At 67.4% G+C, this 15324-nt stretch carries 19 protein-coding genes; 7 read left to right on the top strand and 12 right to left on the bottom strand.

The features are described from left to right. Positions 1–76: 76 nt before the first annotated feature. Both FQS62_RS07795 and grxD read right to left on the bottom strand, forming a co-directional pair. Positions 77–853, bottom strand: coding sequence for an SDR family NAD(P)-dependent oxidoreductase (locus tag FQS62_RS07795; protein WP_208043730.1), 777 nt, complete (start codon positions 851–853; stop codon positions 77–79). Then, positions 850–1170 (bottom strand): Grx4 family monothiol glutaredoxin, encoded by a 321-nt coding sequence (gene grxD / locus FQS62_RS07790; protein ID WP_005408852.1) that lies wholly within the window; start codon positions 1168–1170, stop codon positions 850–852. Before grxD ends, FQS62_RS07795 begins: the two co-directional genes overlap by 4 nt. A 120-nt stretch (positions 1171–1290) precedes the next feature. Between grxD and FQS62_RS07785 the strand changes: the two genes are divergently transcribed. Further along, positions 1291–1869 (top strand): superoxide dismutase, encoded by a 579-nt coding sequence (locus FQS62_RS07785; RefSeq protein ID WP_100442730.1) that lies wholly within the window; start codon positions 1291–1293, stop codon positions 1867–1869. A 75-nt stretch (positions 1870–1944) separates the two neighbouring features. On the opposite strand, the gene FQS62_RS07780 is transcribed toward FQS62_RS07785, so the two are convergent. The 3 genes from FQS62_RS07780 to purE form a co-directional block, all read right to left on the bottom strand. Continuing rightward, positions 1945–2286, bottom strand: coding sequence for a carboxymuconolactone decarboxylase family protein (locus tag FQS62_RS07780; RefSeq protein ID WP_004152082.1), 342 nt, complete (start codon positions 2284–2286; stop codon positions 1945–1947). Between the two features lie 111 nt (positions 2287–2397). After that, positions 2398–3546 (bottom strand): 5-(carboxyamino)imidazole ribonucleotide synthase, encoded by a 1149-nt coding sequence (locus FQS62_RS07775; RefSeq protein ID WP_049446480.1) that lies wholly within the window; start codon positions 3544–3546, stop codon positions 2398–2400. Continuing rightward, on the bottom strand, positions 3543–4046 hold the full coding sequence (purE, locus tag FQS62_RS07770; RefSeq protein ID WP_005412808.1) for a 5-(carboxyamino)imidazole ribonucleotide mutase: 504 nt from the start codon (positions 4044–4046) through the stop codon (positions 3543–3545). Before purE ends, FQS62_RS07775 begins: the two co-directional genes overlap by 4 nt. 58 nt (positions 4047–4104) lie before the next feature. Here purE and FQS62_RS07765 point away from each other — a divergent pair, with 58 nt between their 5' ends. The 4 genes from FQS62_RS07765 (at position 4105) to FQS62_RS07750 (ending at position 6812) form a co-directional block, all read left to right on the top strand. Further along, positions 4105–4374, top strand: a complete 270-nt coding sequence (locus FQS62_RS07765; protein WP_005408847.1) for a Trm112 family protein — start codon at positions 4105–4107, stop codon at positions 4372–4374. Continuing rightward, positions 4371–5222: a carboxylating nicotinate-nucleotide diphosphorylase gene (gene nadC, locus FQS62_RS07760; protein ID WP_088481072.1), complete on the top strand. Its 852-nt coding sequence runs from the start codon at positions 4371–4373 to the stop codon at positions 5220–5222. Before FQS62_RS07765 ends, nadC begins: the two co-directional genes overlap by 4 nt. Before the next feature lie 170 nt (positions 5223–5392). After that, the gene (locus FQS62_RS07755; RefSeq protein WP_208043359.1) at positions 5393–6394 is read left to right on the top strand and encodes a DUF2272 domain-containing protein; all 1002 of its coding nucleotides are present in this window, start codon (positions 5393–5395) and stop codon (positions 6392–6394) included. Between the two features lie 67 nt (positions 6395–6461). Then, positions 6462–6812: a DUF3301 domain-containing protein gene (locus FQS62_RS07750; protein ID WP_005408844.1), complete on the top strand. Its 351-nt coding sequence runs from the start codon at positions 6462–6464 to the stop codon at positions 6810–6812. Between the two features lie 104 nt (positions 6813–6916). Here the strand turns inward: FQS62_RS07750 and FQS62_RS07745 are convergent, their stop codons facing one another. The 7 genes from FQS62_RS07745 to FQS62_RS07715 form a co-directional block, all read right to left on the bottom strand. Further along, positions 6917–7369 (bottom strand): ClpXP protease specificity-enhancing factor, encoded by a 453-nt coding sequence (locus FQS62_RS07745; RefSeq protein ID WP_208043358.1) that lies wholly within the window; start codon positions 7367–7369, stop codon positions 6917–6919. Between the two features lie 84 nt (positions 7370–7453). Then, positions 7454–8089 carry a glutathione S-transferase N-terminal domain-containing protein gene (locus FQS62_RS07740; RefSeq protein WP_032128879.1) on the bottom strand — a complete coding sequence of 212 codons (636 nt, stop codon included), beginning with the start codon at positions 8087–8089 and terminating at the stop codon, positions 7454–7456. Positions 8090–8223: 134 nt separating this feature from the next. Next, positions 8224–8973, bottom strand: coding sequence for a cytochrome c1 (locus FQS62_RS07735; RefSeq protein WP_208043357.1), 750 nt, complete (start codon positions 8971–8973; stop codon positions 8224–8226). Further along, a complete protein-coding gene (locus tag FQS62_RS07730) occupies positions 8966–10225 on the bottom strand; it encodes a cytochrome b (RefSeq protein ID WP_032128877.1) in 1260 nt (419 codons plus the stop codon). Before FQS62_RS07730 ends, FQS62_RS07735 begins: the two co-directional genes overlap by 8 nt. Next, positions 10225–10845 (bottom strand): ubiquinol-cytochrome c reductase iron-sulfur subunit, encoded by a 621-nt coding sequence (gene petA, locus FQS62_RS07725; RefSeq protein WP_010486121.1) that lies wholly within the window; start codon positions 10843–10845, stop codon positions 10225–10227. Before petA ends, FQS62_RS07730 begins: the two co-directional genes overlap by 1 nt. A gap of 220 nt (positions 10846–11065) precedes the next feature. After that, positions 11066–11986 (bottom strand): lytic transglycosylase domain-containing protein, encoded by a 921-nt coding sequence (locus tag FQS62_RS07720; protein WP_049446472.1) that lies wholly within the window; start codon positions 11984–11986, stop codon positions 11066–11068. Positions 11987–12032: 46 nt separating this feature from the next. Continuing rightward, positions 12033–13001, bottom strand: a complete 969-nt coding sequence (locus FQS62_RS07715) for a helix-turn-helix transcriptional regulator (RefSeq protein ID WP_208043356.1) — start codon at positions 12999–13001, stop codon at positions 12033–12035. Positions 13002–13081: 80 nt separating this feature from the next. Here FQS62_RS07715 and FQS62_RS07710 point away from each other — a divergent pair, with 80 nt between their 5' ends. Further along, a complete protein-coding gene (locus FQS62_RS07710; RefSeq protein ID WP_208043355.1) occupies positions 13082–13702 on the top strand; it encodes a glutathione S-transferase family protein in 621 nt (206 codons plus the stop codon). Positions 13703–13897: 195 nt separating this feature from the next. Beyond that, positions 13898–15316, top strand: a complete 1419-nt coding sequence (gene miaB, locus FQS62_RS07705; RefSeq protein ID WP_049446467.1) for a tRNA (N6-isopentenyl adenosine(37)-C2)-methylthiotransferase MiaB — start codon at positions 13898–13900, stop codon at positions 15314–15316. Positions 15317–15324: the final 8 nt, after the last annotated feature.

The following is a 15324-nucleotide window of genomic DNA, read 5'->3' as shown; positions in this document are numbered from 1 at the left end:
GTGACGGTTGTGCGACAGACGGCACCGGATCGCAACGCAATCGTGACGGGTTCTTCACTCCGTCTTCCCCCCGGCCTCACTCCGACAGGGGTGCCTCACTGGCGTCGAGAATCCGGCCCCGCCAGGCATGCCCTGCGCTGGACAGCAGAGTCACGGCCACAGCAGCGGCGGCCTCCGGGCCTTGGGCGGCCGGGTCCTGGTCGACGGAATAGGCACGGGCGCGCAGCGCCGTGCGCAGCGGGCCGGGGTACAGGCCACTGACCCGTACCGGGCTGCGGCCGAGTTCGTCGTGCAGGCTGGTGATCAGCCCGCGCAGACCATGCTGGGCGACACCATACCCACCCCAATAGGCCTGCCCGACCCGTTCGGGCGCATCCACTGCAAACACCAGCGCCGCGTCTTCGCACTGCCGCAGCAGCGGCAGGCAGGCCTGGGCCAACCAGGCGGGCGCAGTCAGGGTGACATGGATGGCACGGGCGAAGCTGGCCGGGTCGGCCAGTTCGAACGGGGTCAGGCCCGGGAAGTGAGCGGCACAGACCAGCAGGCCGTCCAGCCGCCCCAGCTCGCGCTGCAGGGCCTGGGCCAGCTCGGCATAGTCATCGGGGCCTGCGCCTTCCAGGTCCAGCGGGTACAGCAGGGGTTCCGGTCCGACAGCCTGGACCTGGGCATAGACACGGTCCAGGCGACGCGGCTTGCGGCCCAGCAGGACTACAGTGGCCCCGGCGGCCGCAGCGGCCACTGCCGCTGCACTGCCCAATCCGCCACCGGCGCCGGCAACCAGCACCACGCGATCCTGCAACGGGCGGCCATCGAGCGCCCCGTCGGTCGGTGACGTCGATGGCCAGGCACTCATCCCTGGGTCGCCTCTTCGACGATGCGCTTGAGCTCGCCGGCTTCGAACAGCTCCAGCACGATGTCGCAGCCGCCAATCAACTCGCCGTTGATGAACAGCTGCGGGAATGTCGGCAGGTTGGAGAATCGCGGCAGGTTGGCGCGGATCTCGGGTTCTTCCAGCACGTTGACGGTGCGCAGGGTGACGGCGCCGGCGGCCATCAACGCCTGTACGGCGCGGCTGGAGAAGCCGCACATCGGGTATTGCGGGGTACCCTTCATGAACAGCACGAGCGGGTAACGATCGACCTCGGCCTGGATTTGCTGCATTACCGCCACAACCTCACTCCTTGCTTCGCCGGACAAACCGACCGTGATGGTCGGCTAGACTGCCCACGGTAGCCGCCATTGTAAGCGGATGGAACCGGCTGCCGCCGCCCCCTGGCCACGAACCTGTCCATGCCTGTCGAATTGCCTGCCCTGCCCTATCTTCCCGGCTCCCTGCAGCCGCACCTGTCCGCACAGACCGTGGAACTGCATCACGGCCGCCACCATCGCGCCTATGTGGATGCCGTCAACGCTGGCATCCTCGGCACCGAGTGGGAGGAAGCGTCGCTGGAGGAGATCGTCCGCCATGCCCAGGGCACGCTGTTCGATGCCGCTGCCCAGGCCTGGAACCACGGCTTCTACTGGCAGTGCCTGCGCCCGCGCGGTGGCGGTGAGCCCCAAGGGCGGTTGGGCGAGCAGGTGAAGCGGCAGTTCGGCGACGTGCAGCGCCTGCGCGAGGAGTTCAACCGCACCGCGCTGGGCCTGTTCGGCTCCGGCTGGGTATGGCTGGTGCAGCACCCCGGCGGCCAGCTGGGCCTGCAGGCCACCCGCAATGCCGGCACGCCAATGACCGGTGAAAGCACCCCGCTGCTGTGCTGCGACGTCTGGGAGCACGCGTACTACACCGACTACCAGAATGACCGCGCACGTTACCTGGACGCGTTCTGGCAGATGGTCAACTGGGAATTCGCCGAGAGCCAGCTGCGCTGACGCCCTGTAGAGCCGAGCCCATGCTCGGCTGGCCGGACAGCAGCCGAGCATGGGCTCGGCTCTACAGATGAAGCTTCACGCGCTCTCGTGCGCGGCCACCGCGTCCATCACCCGCGCTGAATACACCAGCGCAGCGCCGGCATTGAGCGACACCGCCACACCGAGCGCCTCGGCGATTTCCTCGCGGCTGGCGCCATGCTTCAGCGCCGCGTCCACGTGCACGGTGATGCAGCCGTCACAGCGGGTCGTGACTGCCACCGCCAACGCGATCAGCTCGCGGGTCTTGGCATCCAGGTGGTTGGTCTGGGCGCCGGCGTTGGCCAGGGTGGCGTAGCCCTTGACCGTGTCCGGCGAGAGCTTGCCGATCTCGCCGATGCGGCCCTTCAGTTCCTTGCGATAGGCATTCCAGTCGAGCATGGGGGTGACTCCTGTGAAAGGAGCTCCACGCTACCACCGGAAATGTTGCGCCAATGCCTGCACCGGCGCGCCACATCGTTGCATTGCCGGCCAGCGGCCGGCACTACCGGCTCAGCGGTTGCGCAGCGCGTGTACCGCCGGCGCCACCTGGGCCTGGCGGTCCAGCTCCAGGCCAACCTGGTCCAGCGCATCGGCGAGTGCAGCGGCATCATCGTCACGCAGGGTGGCATGGCCGACCTTGCGGCCCGCGCGCGCTTCCTTGCCGTAGTCATGCCAGTGGCCGCTGGCCTGGGCCAGTACCGGTGCCGGGTCGGGCATCGCGCCCAGCCAGTTCAGCATGCAGGCATGACCGAGCATGCGGGTGCTGCCCAGCGGCAGGTCCAGCACGGCACGCAGATGGTTCTCGAACTGCGAGGTCTCGCTGCCTTCGATGGTCCAGTGGCCGGAGTTGTGCACCCGCGGCGCCATCTCGTTGGCCAGCAGTTCGCCATCGCGGCAGAACAGCTCCAGCGCGAACACGCCGACGTACTGCAGATGCTCGGCGACGCGACGGGCATAGCCGATCGCGGCCTGCTGCTCGGCGTCGGACAGCACCGCCGGTGCCACGCTGGCAGACAGCACGCCGTCGACATGCCAGTTGCCGGTGACCGGCCAGGCCTCGAAGCTGCCATCGCGGCCGCGCACGGCGACCACGCTGACCTCGCGCTGGAAGGCAACGAAGCCCTCCAGGATCAGCCCGGTACGCTCGACCTGCGCACCCAGCGCATCCCACGCGGCGTCGATGTCGGCCTCGCTGCGCAGGCGGAACTGGCCCTTGCCGTCGTAGCCAAGGCGGCGGGTCTTGAGGATGCACGGCAGGCCGAACTCGACAGCCTTCGCAGCCAGCTCGTCACGGCTGCGGATGTCAGCGAAGGCCGGCAGCGGGATGCCCAACTGCTGGAACAGGGTCTTCTCGCTCAACCGGTCCTGGGCCACCGCCAGCGCGGCCGGCGGCGGGTAGACCGGCACGCGATCGGCCAGGAACTGGGCACTGTCGGCCGGCACGTTCTCGAAATCGAAGGTGACCACGTCGACCTTGGCGGCGAAATCCGCCAGCGCCTGGCGGTCATCGAAGGCACCGACGGTGAGCGGCGCCAGCGGGCCGCTGCAGGCGTCGGCTGCCGGGTCGTACAGTTCGAAGCGCAATCCCAGCGGCGCACCAGCCAGAACCATCATGCGGGCGAGCTGGCCGCCGCCCAGGATGCCGACGGTCAGGCTCATTGGCGCGGATCGTCGTGGGCCATCACGTCTTCGGTCTGGCGCGCACGGAAAGCGTCGAGCGCCTGGCCGATCGCCGGCTGGTCGCTGGCCAGCATCGCAGCGGCGAACAGCGCTGCGTTGGAGGCGCCGGCATTGCCGATGGCGAAGGTGGCAACCGGAATGCCGGCCGGCATCTGCACGATCGACAGCAGCGAATCCATGCCGTTGAGGGCCTTGGACTGCACCGGCACGCCCAGCACCGGCACGGCGGTCTTGGCGGCGATCATGCCCGGCAGGTGCGCGGCCCCACCGGCACCGGCGATGATCGCGCGCAGGCCACGCGGGCCCGCCTGCTCGGCGTAACTGAACAACACATCCGGCGTCCGATGCGCGGACACCACCTTCACTTCGAACGGAACACCCAGGGCTTCAAGCTTCTGGGCGGCGTGCTGCATGGTTTCCCAGTCGGAACGGGAACCCATGACGATGCCGACAAGCGGCGCGATCGGGTTGGGGGTCATTGGCCGTCACCTGCCTTAAAGACGTATTCTAGCCATCTTCCACGCAAGACGAAGAACCATGGATCGCAAGCTGCTCGACCTGCTGGTGTCACCGGACACCCGCCAGCCCCTGTCCCTGCTGGATGGCAAGGGCCTGGAAGCCCTCAACAAGGCCATCTCCGCCGGCGCGGTGAACAAGGCCGATGGCAACCCGCTGGCGCAGCCGCTGCGCGAGGCGCTGGTCACCCGCGACCGCAAGCAGGTGTTCCGCGTTGACGACGGCATCCCGGTGCTGCTGGCCGAAGAAGCCATCCCCACCGCTCAGATCGCCGACTTCCCGGCCGCATGAGCACGCTGCCGACGCCGGATGCGGCCGTTGTCGCCGCCGATGTCGCGCGTGCGCTGGCCGAGGACCTGGGCAGCGGTGACGTCACCGCCGCTCTGCTGCCCGACCAGGCCGACAGCGCTTACCTGCTGTGCAAGCAGGACGGGGTGATTGCCGGCCGCCCCTGGTTCGATGCCACCCACCGCGCACTCGACCCGGACGTGCGTATCGAATGGCAGGTTTCCGAAGGCGACGCCGTCACCGCAGGCACCGTGCTGGCCGTGCTGCACGGGCGCAGCCGCAGCCTGGTCAGCGCCGAGCGCACTTCGCTGAACTTCCTGCAGACGCTGTCCGGCACCGCCACCACCACGGCCCGCTACGTGGCCGCTGTGGCCGGCACCGGCACGCGCATCCTCGATACCCGCAAGACCCTGCCCGGCCTGCGCCTGGCGCAGAAGTACGCCGTGCGCTGCGGCGGCGGCGAGAACCACCGCTTCGGCCTGTACGACACGGTGATGCTGAAGGAAAACCACATCCGTGCCGCCGGTTCGCTGGCCGCGGCGGTGGCTGCCGCGCGGCGGCAATGGCCCGCGCTGCCGCTGGTGGTCGAGGTGGAGGACCTGGCGCAGCTGCGCCAGGCGCTGGAAGCCGGTTGCGAACGCATTCTGCTGGATGACTTCAGCCCAGACCTGCGCCGCGAGGCGGTGCGTATCACGGCCGGCCGCATTCCGCTGGAAGTGTCCGGCAGCGTGGGCCTGGGCGGCCTGCGCTCGATCGCCGAGGATGGCGTCGACTGCATCTCCATCGGCGGCCTGACCAAGCATGTGCAGGCCATCGATCTGTCGCTGAAGCTGGGCCCGCCGCCGGGTTGAGGCCGGCAGGACTTGTAGAGCCGAGCCTCCGCTCGGCTGCTTATCGATGTGCGGCGCGCCCTGCACGCGCTTCGCGCGATGAGCCGGGCATGGGCCCGGCTCGACACGCCTTCACGGCTCGGCTACGGCCGCCTCTGCGACGCTGCGGGCACCCCCCACAGGAGCCGCGCATGCGCCGGATGCTCTTGCCTGCCTGCCTGCTGCTGGCCGCGGCCCCCTTGTCCGCAGCGGCGGCCGAAGCCTGCGATGTGCCACCACGTTTCGGCCTGAGCCCATTGGCGGTGGCCATCCGCAATACCACCTGCAACGAGCACCGGCTGTGGTTCCGGCCCTTCATTGATCGTGATGGCCGCGCCGCCAGCCTCAGTGTCACCGAGGCCGAAAGCGATCACCTGGCCGACAACGGGCTGATCGCCTGGCAGCGCGTGGCCGGCTACTGGCGCAACAGCGGCACGCTCAACGCGATGGGCAGCATCGCGGGCGCCAGCAGCTGCCTGACACCGCTGGGCACGCGCTACACCGACAGCGACTGCCGCGCCTTCCTGGTCGACAACCCGTGGTCGGCCGCGTTCATTTCCTGGGTGATGGTGCAGTCCGGCGTTCCCGGCTTCAACACCTCGCCACGCCACATCGACTACATCCGTGCCGCGTACCAGAGCGGCCCCTCGGGCGTGCCGTACCGGTTGGTCGATCCTGCGACCACAAAGCCCGCACCGGGTGACCTGCTGTGCTTCCTGCGCGACCGCAGCAGCACGCTCAGCTACAGCGGGTTGGTGCAGGCGCTGGGCAACGGCTCGGTGGGCCACTGGAAGTCACATTGCGAAGTGGTGGTGGCGGCAAATCTCGGGGGCGACCAGACCCTGTACCTGGTGGGCGGCAATGTGATGAACACGGTGGCGATGCGGTTGCTGCAGCTGGATCGTACGGGGCTGATCAAGCTGCCTCCGGCACGCGAACGCAACAGCACCGGCATCGACCCCGGCTGCACGCCGGGCCGAGAGGACGAATGCAGCTTCAACCGCCAGGACTGGGCAGCGCTGCTGCAACTGACCGCCACGTCACCGCTGGTGATGCCCTCGCCCACTGCGACGCCGATGCAGCCCGCGCCTGCGCCGCAGCCGGTCGTCGTGCCCGCGCAACCGGTGTCCAGCGAACCGCAGCCGCGGCGGTGAATGCAGCGCTTGATCCAGCGCGCGTTCGCCGCCATCTTTGCGGGATCGACCTCTGACGGCTGACGCCATGCCCACCCTGCTGCTGTTGCTGATTGCCGGCGGAATCATCTATTTCTTCTGGAACGCGGCGCGTTCGGCCGCCGAGCGCGCGGTCGAGCTGGGACGCAATGCCTGCCGCGCAGCCGACGTGCAATGGCTGGACCAGGCGGTGCACGCCACCGGCCTGCGCCTGTCGCGCGGCGAGGATGGCCGGCTCGGTTTCGAGCGCACCTTCAAGTTCGAGTATTCCTACGATGGCATCGATCGCCACGTGGGCCGCATGGTGCTGCGCGGCGACCAGCTGATCTCATTTACCGGCCCGGGCGCAGCGCGGATCAGCCAGATCCGCGCGGACGTGGACGATGCCGAGGATGTGTAAGCACTGAAGGTGTGCCGACCAACGGTCGGCACCCACACAATTCCGGCACCCACCGGTGAATCCTGCAAAGGAAAACGCCGCCCATCGGGGCGGCGTCGGAGACATTACTTGACCACGCGCAGGTTCGGGCGCCCCTTCGGCGGCGGACTGGCCGGCGGCGTATCGTCCGGCGGCGTGCTTTCCTCGTGCAGCAGCTCGTCGCTGGTCGGAGCGGTTTCGCTGCCCGGAATGTCATCCGGCAGCGCCATGCCCTGCCCGGTCTCGCGGGCGTAGACGGCCAGCACGGCGCTGATCGGCACCTGCACGGGGTAGCTGGTACCGGAGAAGCGCGCCGAGAAGCTCACCATCTCGTTGTCGATCATCAGCCGCACGACAGCACGTTCGGCGATGTTGAGCACAACCCGGCCATCCTTGATCGCCGAAGGCGGCACCTGCACGCCGGGGACGCCGGCGTCGACCAGGATGTGCGGGGTCAGCTGGTTGTCGTTGATCCATTCCACCAGCGCCCGCAGCAGGTACGGGCGGTGGCTGGTCATGTGGAAGAAGTCTTCGGTCATGCGTGAAGTGTACGCGCCCGGCGCCCTGCCGGGGCGGATCGCCTGCACGCCGGTCGGCGTGCAGACGGGTAAGGCGAGGCAGGATCAGCCCGGCAGATCGCGCAGCTTCTTTTCCTGGTCGGTCAGGCTGCGGACAAAGCCCGGATGGCGGAAGATGCGGTTGCCGTAGTCTTCAATGGCCTTGCCGTCCTTCGGCAGCGGCACATCCAGCGACTGCAGGCGCCAGATGATCGGCGCCATCGCGCAGTCGGCCAGGCTCATTTCCGGGTTGAGGAAGAACTTGCTGGCCTTGAACAGCGGCAGCGAGGCGGTCAGCAGTTCCTTCAGGCGCTTGCGGCCGGCCTCGGCCTGGGTCTTGTTGCCCAGCTGGATGGCCTGCACCTGCGGCACCCAGTCGTGCTCGATGCGCAGCATGGCCAGGCGGATGCGCGCACGCGAGAGCGGATCGACCGGCATCAGCGGCGGATGCGGGTAGCGCTCGTCGAGGTATTCGCTGACCACCGACGCGGCGTAAAGCACCAGTTCGCGTTCGACCAGGGTCGGCACCGAGTGGTACGGATTGAGGTCGATCAGGTCTTCAGGCGGGTTCTGTGGATCGACCGGAACGAAGTCGAAGGTCACACCCTTGGCCGCCAGGACCAGGCGTACACGGTGGCACAGTACATCGTCGTTCGAGGAAAACAGCGTCAGTGTATTGCGCATGCGTACGCTCGCCGCCATCAAAGGCTCTCCCACGACAGGAGACCGCCTGCCGCATCGGCGCCGCCGGCACCGTGCCGGCGATCGACTCCTCCCCGAGTGTGCAACCGACCATCACAAAAGCCAATAGGCCCGTGCAATGGCCGGCGGCAGATTCAGTGAACGTCCTTCCAGTATTCCTTCTTCAACAGATACAGCAGGAAGGTCAGCAGGGCCAGGAACAGGATCACCCACACGCCCAGCTGCTGGCGCTTGAGCGCGGCCGGTTCGCCGGCATATTCGAGGAAGTTGGTGATGTCACGCACTGCCTGGTCGTACTGTCCAGCATCGACGTTGCCTGGCGTTTCCAGGCGCAGTCCGCTCACCGGCGGATCCATGCCCGGCGCCTCCGGCTTGCCATGCACGGCATGCTGCAGGCCCTGCATTTCCCACAGCGGGTTGGGCATGGACGCGTTGGCGAACAGCGCGTTGTTCCAGCCCAGCGGCCGGCTGCTGTCCAGGTAGAACGACTTGAGGTAGGTGTAGACCCAGTCACTGCCGCGCACACGCGCAATCAGGCTGAGGTCCGGTGGCATCTTGCCGAACCACTTCTCTGCGTTCTCCTTGGGCATCGCCACCGGGATCGGATCGCCGATCGCCGAGCCGGTGAAGTTGAGGTTGTTCATCACCTCCTCTTCGGTCAGGCCCAGGTCCTGCGCCATCCGCGAATAGCGCAGGTATTTCAGCGCGTGGCAGCCGGAGCAGTAGTTCATGTACAGCTGCGCGCCGCGCTGCAGCGAAGCGCGGTCTCCGAGGTCGTTGCCGGCCTGCAGCAGCTTGGTGCCGCCCTCGGCGGCGGAGGCCAGGAAACTGCCCAGCATCAGGGCGGCCGTCAGGGCCAGCCGGACCATCCAGCGTTCAGTCATGGGTGGTCACCCTCTCCGGTACCGGCTTGGTCCTGTCCAATCGTGTCCATAGCGGCATGGTGATGAAGAACGCGAAGTACAGGAAGGTCAGCACCCGCCCGATGTAGGTCTCGTGCACGTCGGTGCCGGGGCCGGAACCGATCACGCCCAGCCACACGAAGCACACCGCCAGCACGCCCAGCATCACCTTCGAGATCCAGCCGCGGTAGCGCACCGATTTCACCTTCGCCTTGTCCAGCCACGGCACCAGGAACAGGATCGCGATGGCCGAGAACATCACCAGCACGCCGCCCAGCTTGTTCGGTACCACGCGCAACATCGCGTAGTACGGCGTGTAGTACCAGACCGGTTTGATGTGTTCCGGGGTCACCAGACGGTTGGCCTCGGTGAAGTTGTCGTGCTCCAGGAACAGGCCGCCGAAACCCGGCGCGAAGAAGATGATGAAGGCGGCGATGATCAGCAGGAAGCCGGCGCCGACACCATCCTTGAGCGTGTAGTACGGGTGGAACGGAATGCCGTCGGCCGGTGCGTTCGGCGACCAGCGGTTGCCCTTGGGCCCCTTCTTGATCTCCACGCCGTCCGGGTTGTTCGACCCCACTTCATGCAGCGCACCCAGGTGCAGCACCACCAGCAACAGCAGCACCAGCGGCAGGGCGATGACGTGCAGTGCGAAGAAGCGGTTGAGCGTGGCGTCACTGGGCAGGTAGTCGCCCATGATCCATTCGGTCAGGCCGTTGCCGATCACCGGTATCGCGCCGAACAGCGAGATGATCACCTTGGCGCCCCAGAACGACATCTGGCCCCACGGCAGCACGTAGCCCATGAAGGCTTCGGCCATCAACACCAGGTAGATCAGCATGCCCAGGATCCACACCAGCTCGCGCGGCTTCTGGTAGCTGCCGTACAGCAGGCCACGGAACATGTGCAGGTAGACCACGATGAAGAACAGCGAGGCACCGGTGGAGTGCATGTAGCGGATCAGCCAGCCCCACTCCACATCACGCATGATGTATTCGATGGAGCCGAACGCCTCGGCGGCGTTGGTCTTGTAGTGCATCGTCAGGAAGATGCCGGTGACGATCTGGTTGACCAGCACCAGCAGCGCCAGCGAACCGAAGTAGTACCAGATGTTGAAGTTCTTCGGCGCGTAGTATTCGCTGACGTGCTTGCGGTAGACCGGCATCAGGCCGGGCGCGCGCGCGTTGACCCAGTCGGCCACGCCGCTGGCGGTACGGCTGAGGATATTGGCCATCAGGCAGCCCCCTGCGGATCGACACCGATGATGATGGTGTTGTCGTCCTGGTAGTGGTGCGCGGGCACCTTCAGGTTGATCGGCGCCGGCACGTCCTTGAAGACACGACCGGACATGTCGAAGCGCGACTTGTGGCAGGGGCAGAAGTAGCCGCCCTTCCACTGCGGGTCGTAGGGCTCAGGCCGGATCTCGGCGACCATTTCCGGCGAGCAGCCCAGGTGCGTGCACAGGCCGACCAGCACGGAGATATCCGGCTTGATCGAGCGCAGCTCGGGGTTCTGCTTCAGCACGTACTCCGGCTGCTGGTCCTTCTCGCCGGACTCGGGGTCCTTGAGACGGCCGTCCAGCCCGTGCAGCGCATCGAGGATCGCCTTGGACCGTTTGACGATCCAGATAGGCTGGCCACGCCATTCCACGATCAGGCGTTGGCCTTCCTGCAGGGCGCTGATGTCGGCCACCACCGGTGCGCCGGCAAGCTTGGCGCGGGCACTGGGGTTCCAGGATTTGATGAAAGGAACTGCGGTGAATCCGACGCCGACGGCGCCCACCACGGCTGTGGTGGCAGAAAGAAAACGCCGACGTCCGGTGTTGACTGGATCGTGTACCCCATCGTTGGCCATCCGGCACTCCGATATTGATTAGGTAGCTTTAAGGCTGCCAGCGGATCCGGTGGGGGCCAGAGCCGCATTGAATCACGGTCGAGTGTAGCGGAACCGTCGCGCGCCACACAACGCTCTTTGCAAGGAGTGCCGACTGACAGTCGGCACCTACCAGTTCAAGGGCGTGCCGACCAACAGTCGGCACCTGACATTCAAGGGTGCGCCGACCAAAGGTTGGCACCTACTGGTGACTCAGGGCGGTGCGGTAACGCTCGGCCAGCTGGCCGACCCGCCGCACGTAGTACTGGGTCTCGCTGTAGGGCGGCACGCCACCGTGGCGGTCGACCGCGCCTTCGCCAGCGTTGTAGCCGGCTGCGGCAAGGGTCAGATCGCCATTGAAGCGCTTCAACAACCACGCAAGATACTGTACGCCGCCGCGGATGTTCTGCCCGGCATCGTAGGAGTCACTGACCCCGAAGCGCGCTGCGGTTGGCGGCATCAGCTGCATCAGGCCCTGCGCACCAGCGCGACTGAGCGCGGTCGGGTTGTAGGCCGACTCGGCGTGGATGATGGCCCGCACCACCGCCTCTTCCACGCCGAACTCGCGCGCGGCCGAGGTGATCTCGGTCTGGAAGGCCGAGGTGTTCAGGCGCACGGTGCCGAAGTCCACGCGTGGATTGACCCCGCACGCGTAGCAGCGCTCCATGAAGCTGTAGCGGATGGTCCGCACCGGGCCGAGGTTGGCGACCTGGGTCGGGCGCGCACTGGTGTAGTGCCGCACGCCGTCCTTCATGAAGGAATAGACCTGGCCGCTGACCATGCGCCCGGCGCGCGAGGCGGCCGGCTGTGCCGGAGCAGCTGCGGGCGCGGGTGCAGGCGCAACCGTTGCCGGCGTTGCCGCGCTGGCGGCAACGGCAACCGGGTTGCGTTCGATGCTGGCAACCGTGGTCGGCGCTGGCCTGGGTGCGGCCACTACCGGACGCGGTGCCGGGCGGGTGTCCCGGCTGTAGCTGATGGTGCTGCAGCGCGCGCCAGCCACCCGCTTGCTCACATAGCTGGTGACGCCGTCAGCGCCCTGGCACTTGTACAGGGTTCCAGCGCTGGCCGGCGCAGCGGTCAGCGCAGCGATGATGATCGCCGTTGTCCCCAGTATCCCCTTCATGGCGGCGAGTGTCCCAGCTTCGCCTGGGCTTGCCAAGCGATGTGGCTCAGCCTGTGACCGGCGGCACAGCCAGCAGCTGGCCGAGGCCCGCCAGCCGCTGTGCCAGCTCGTCGCGCAGGCCCGGCGGGGTGGTCCAAAGCGCCACAGGTATGCGGTCCAGGCTGAGAATCTGCGCCAGCATCATGCCGCGGCTCTCGGCGCCCATGCGCAGCAGGCAGTGATCGGAGCCATCCGCTTCCAGTACTCCACACCATGGCGGGATGCGGCCTTCCAGCTCGGAATGACTGCCGGCCAGGCGGAGGATGGCCTGCAGCGCGAACGGCGCCTGGCTGACCGCCTGCCGCACCATCACATCCGGCGGCGCCGGCGTGCGCCGGTGCATACCCGGCTCGGAGCACTCGCGTAGCGCGCCCATCCGGTCCACGCGCAGTGTGCGCCAGTCCTGCCGGCCCAGATCCCAGGCCAGCAGGTACCAGCGCCGCCCGTAATTGACCAGGTGCTGGGCCTCGACCTCGCGCTGGGTCACCGCCTCCTGCGCGCTGCGGTACTCGAAGGCCAGCCGGGACGCCTGCCGGCAGTGCTGGGCCAGCCGTCCGAGCAGGCGTGCGTCGGTGGACGGAAGGTCGGACAAGGTGGCCGTCGCTGCATGCACTTCGCCAGCCTGCTGCCGGCGACGGGTCGGTACCAGCGGGTCGAGCTTGGACAACAGACCGCGCGCGGTGTCGTCGATGCCAGCGACGGTCGCGGACGCGGCACGCAGGGCGATCGCCAGGGTGGTCGCCTCCTCCTCATCCAGCAGCATCGGCAGTACCGGTGCCCCCGCCCCCAGCTGGTAGCCGCCACCGACCCCGGACGAGGCCTGGACCGGATAGCCCAGTTCACGCAGTCGCTCGACATCACGGCGGATGCTGCGCCGGTCCACGCCCATGCGCTCGGCGAGCTCGGCCCCGGACCACTGGCGGCGGGCCTGCAGCAGGGCGATCAGGCGCAGCAGTCGATGGGCGGTATGGCGCATGAAGGATCGAGGACAGAAGTCGTCCGCAATAGTGCCTCAGGATGACCTCCAGTTCACCACCCACCGCAAGGAGCAATGCCATGAATTCACGCCGGATCACCCTGTACCACGCCGCCCGTTCCCGCTCGAGCGGCGCGGTGGCCCTGCTCGAAGCGCTGGGTGCCGACTACCACATGCAGGTGCTGGACCTGAAGGCCGGCGCCAACCTGGCCCCGGCCTACCTGGCCATCAACCCGATGGGCAAGGTGCCGGCCATCGTCCACAACGGCGCGCTGGTGACCGAGCAGGTGGCGATCTACCTGTACCTGGCCGACCTGTACCCGGAAGCCGGGCTGGCCCCGCCGATCGGCGATGCCCTGCGCGGCCCTTACCTGCGCTGGATGGCCTTCTACGGCGCCTGTTTCGAGCCGGCGATGATCGACAAGGCGATGCATCGCGAGCCGCCGCCGCGCCTGTTGTCGCCGTACAACGATGCGGAGACCGTGCTGCAGGTGGTCGAGGCCCAGCTGGCGCAGGGCCCGTACCTGCTCGGCGAGGTCATGAGCGCCGCCGATGTGCTGTGGGGCAATGCGCTGGGCTGGACCACGGCCTTTGGCCTGGTACAGCCTGCAGCAGCCACGGCTGACTACATCGCACGGATGAGCGCGATGACCGCGTTCGACCGTTCGCGGCAGATCGATGCGGAGCTGGTGGCGGCGTAAGGCGCCGGCTGGGCTTCCTTTGTAGAGTCGAGCCCACGCTCGGCTGCTCTTCCCGCTTCCCCTGGGGCAGCCAGGCATGGCCTGGCTCTACTGAAACCAGCCGAGCGTGGGCTCGGCGCTACAAAGGGCGCGGCGGGTGGCGCGGGATGCGGGTAGAATTGCCGGCTTTCCCGCCACCCGAATGGATTAAGCGCCATGACCGGGACGCCAGACGTCTTTCCGCCCGCCACGCCGGGCGGTACCCCGCTCGTTGCCCTGCCCGCCGGTCCGCGCAAGCCCGACCAGGTCAAGGGCAAGCTGTACATCAAGACCCACGGTTGCCAGATGAACGAGTACGACTCGGCGAAGATGGCCGACGTGCTTGCCGCCAGCGATGGCCTGGAACTGACCGACAGCCCGGACGACGCCGACGTCATCCTGGTCAACACCTGCTCCATCCGCGAAAAAGCGCAGGAGAAGGTGTTCAGCCAGCTGGGCGTGTGGAAGGGCCTGAAGAACAAAGGCCGCGAGGTCATCATCGGCGTGGGCGGCTGCGTCGCCTCGCAGGAAGGCGAAGCGATCATCAAGCGCGCGCCGTTCGTCGACCTGGTGTTCGGCCCGCAGACCCTGCACCGCCTGCCGGAGCTGATCCGCGCCCGGCGTGAGCAGAAGCGTCCGCAGGTAGACATCAGCTTCCCCGAGATCGAGAAGTTCGACCGCCTGCCGGAACCGCGCGCCGAAGGCGCTTCGGCGTTCGTGTCGATCATGGAAGGCTGTTCCAAATACTGCTCGTTCTGCGTGGTGCCCTACACCCGCGGCACCGAAGTCAGCCGCCCGTTCGAGGACGTAGTGGTGGAGGTGGCGCAGTTGGCTGCACAGGGCGTGCGCGAGATCAACCTGCTCGGCCAGAACGTCAACGCCTATCGTGGTCCCTATGGCGACGGCGAGTTCGCCGACCTCGGCCTGCTGATCCGTACCATCGCCGAGATCGATGGGGTCGGCCGCATCCGCTTCACCACCTCGCACCCGCTGGAATTCAGCGACTCGCTGATCGACGCGTTCCGCGACGTCCCGCAGCTGGCCAACTTCCTGCATCTGCCGGTGCAGGCCGGCAGCGACCGCGTGCTGTCGGCGATGAAGCGTGGTTACACCGCGCTGGAATTCAAGTCGAAGATCCGCAAGCTGCGCGCGGTGCGCCCGGACATCTCGATCAGCTCGGACTTCATCGTCGGCTTCCCCGGCGAGACCGATGCCGATTTCGAGAAGACCATGAAGCTGATCGAGGACATCGGCTTCGACCACAGCTTCTCCTTCATCTATTCGCGTCGCCCGGGCACCCCGGCCGCGGACCTGGAGGACACCATCAGCGATGCCGAGAAGCACGCGCGCCTGTCGCGCCTTCAGGAGCGCATCAATGCGCATGCCGCCGGCATTTCCCAGAAGATGGTCGGCACCGTGCAGACCGTGCTGGTGGAAGGGCCCTCGCGCAAGAACCCGAACGAGCTGACCGGCAAGACCGAGAACATGCGTTCGGTGAACTTCCCGGCGCCGGCACGCCTGATCGGCCAGTTCGTGGACGTGGTGATCACCGAAGCGCTGACCAATTCGCTGCGCGCGCGGGTGGTGGCGGAATAAGGTGTGCC

Source organism: Stenotrophomonas sp. SBJS02 (genome assembly GCF_020428325.2).
In the GTDB taxonomy this organism is placed as follows: domain Bacteria; phylum Pseudomonadota; class Gammaproteobacteria; order Xanthomonadales; family Xanthomonadaceae; genus Stenotrophomonas; species Stenotrophomonas africana.
The sequence above is the reverse complement of the archived record's forward strand: the minus strand, read 5'-3'. Positions and strand labels throughout refer to the sequence as shown.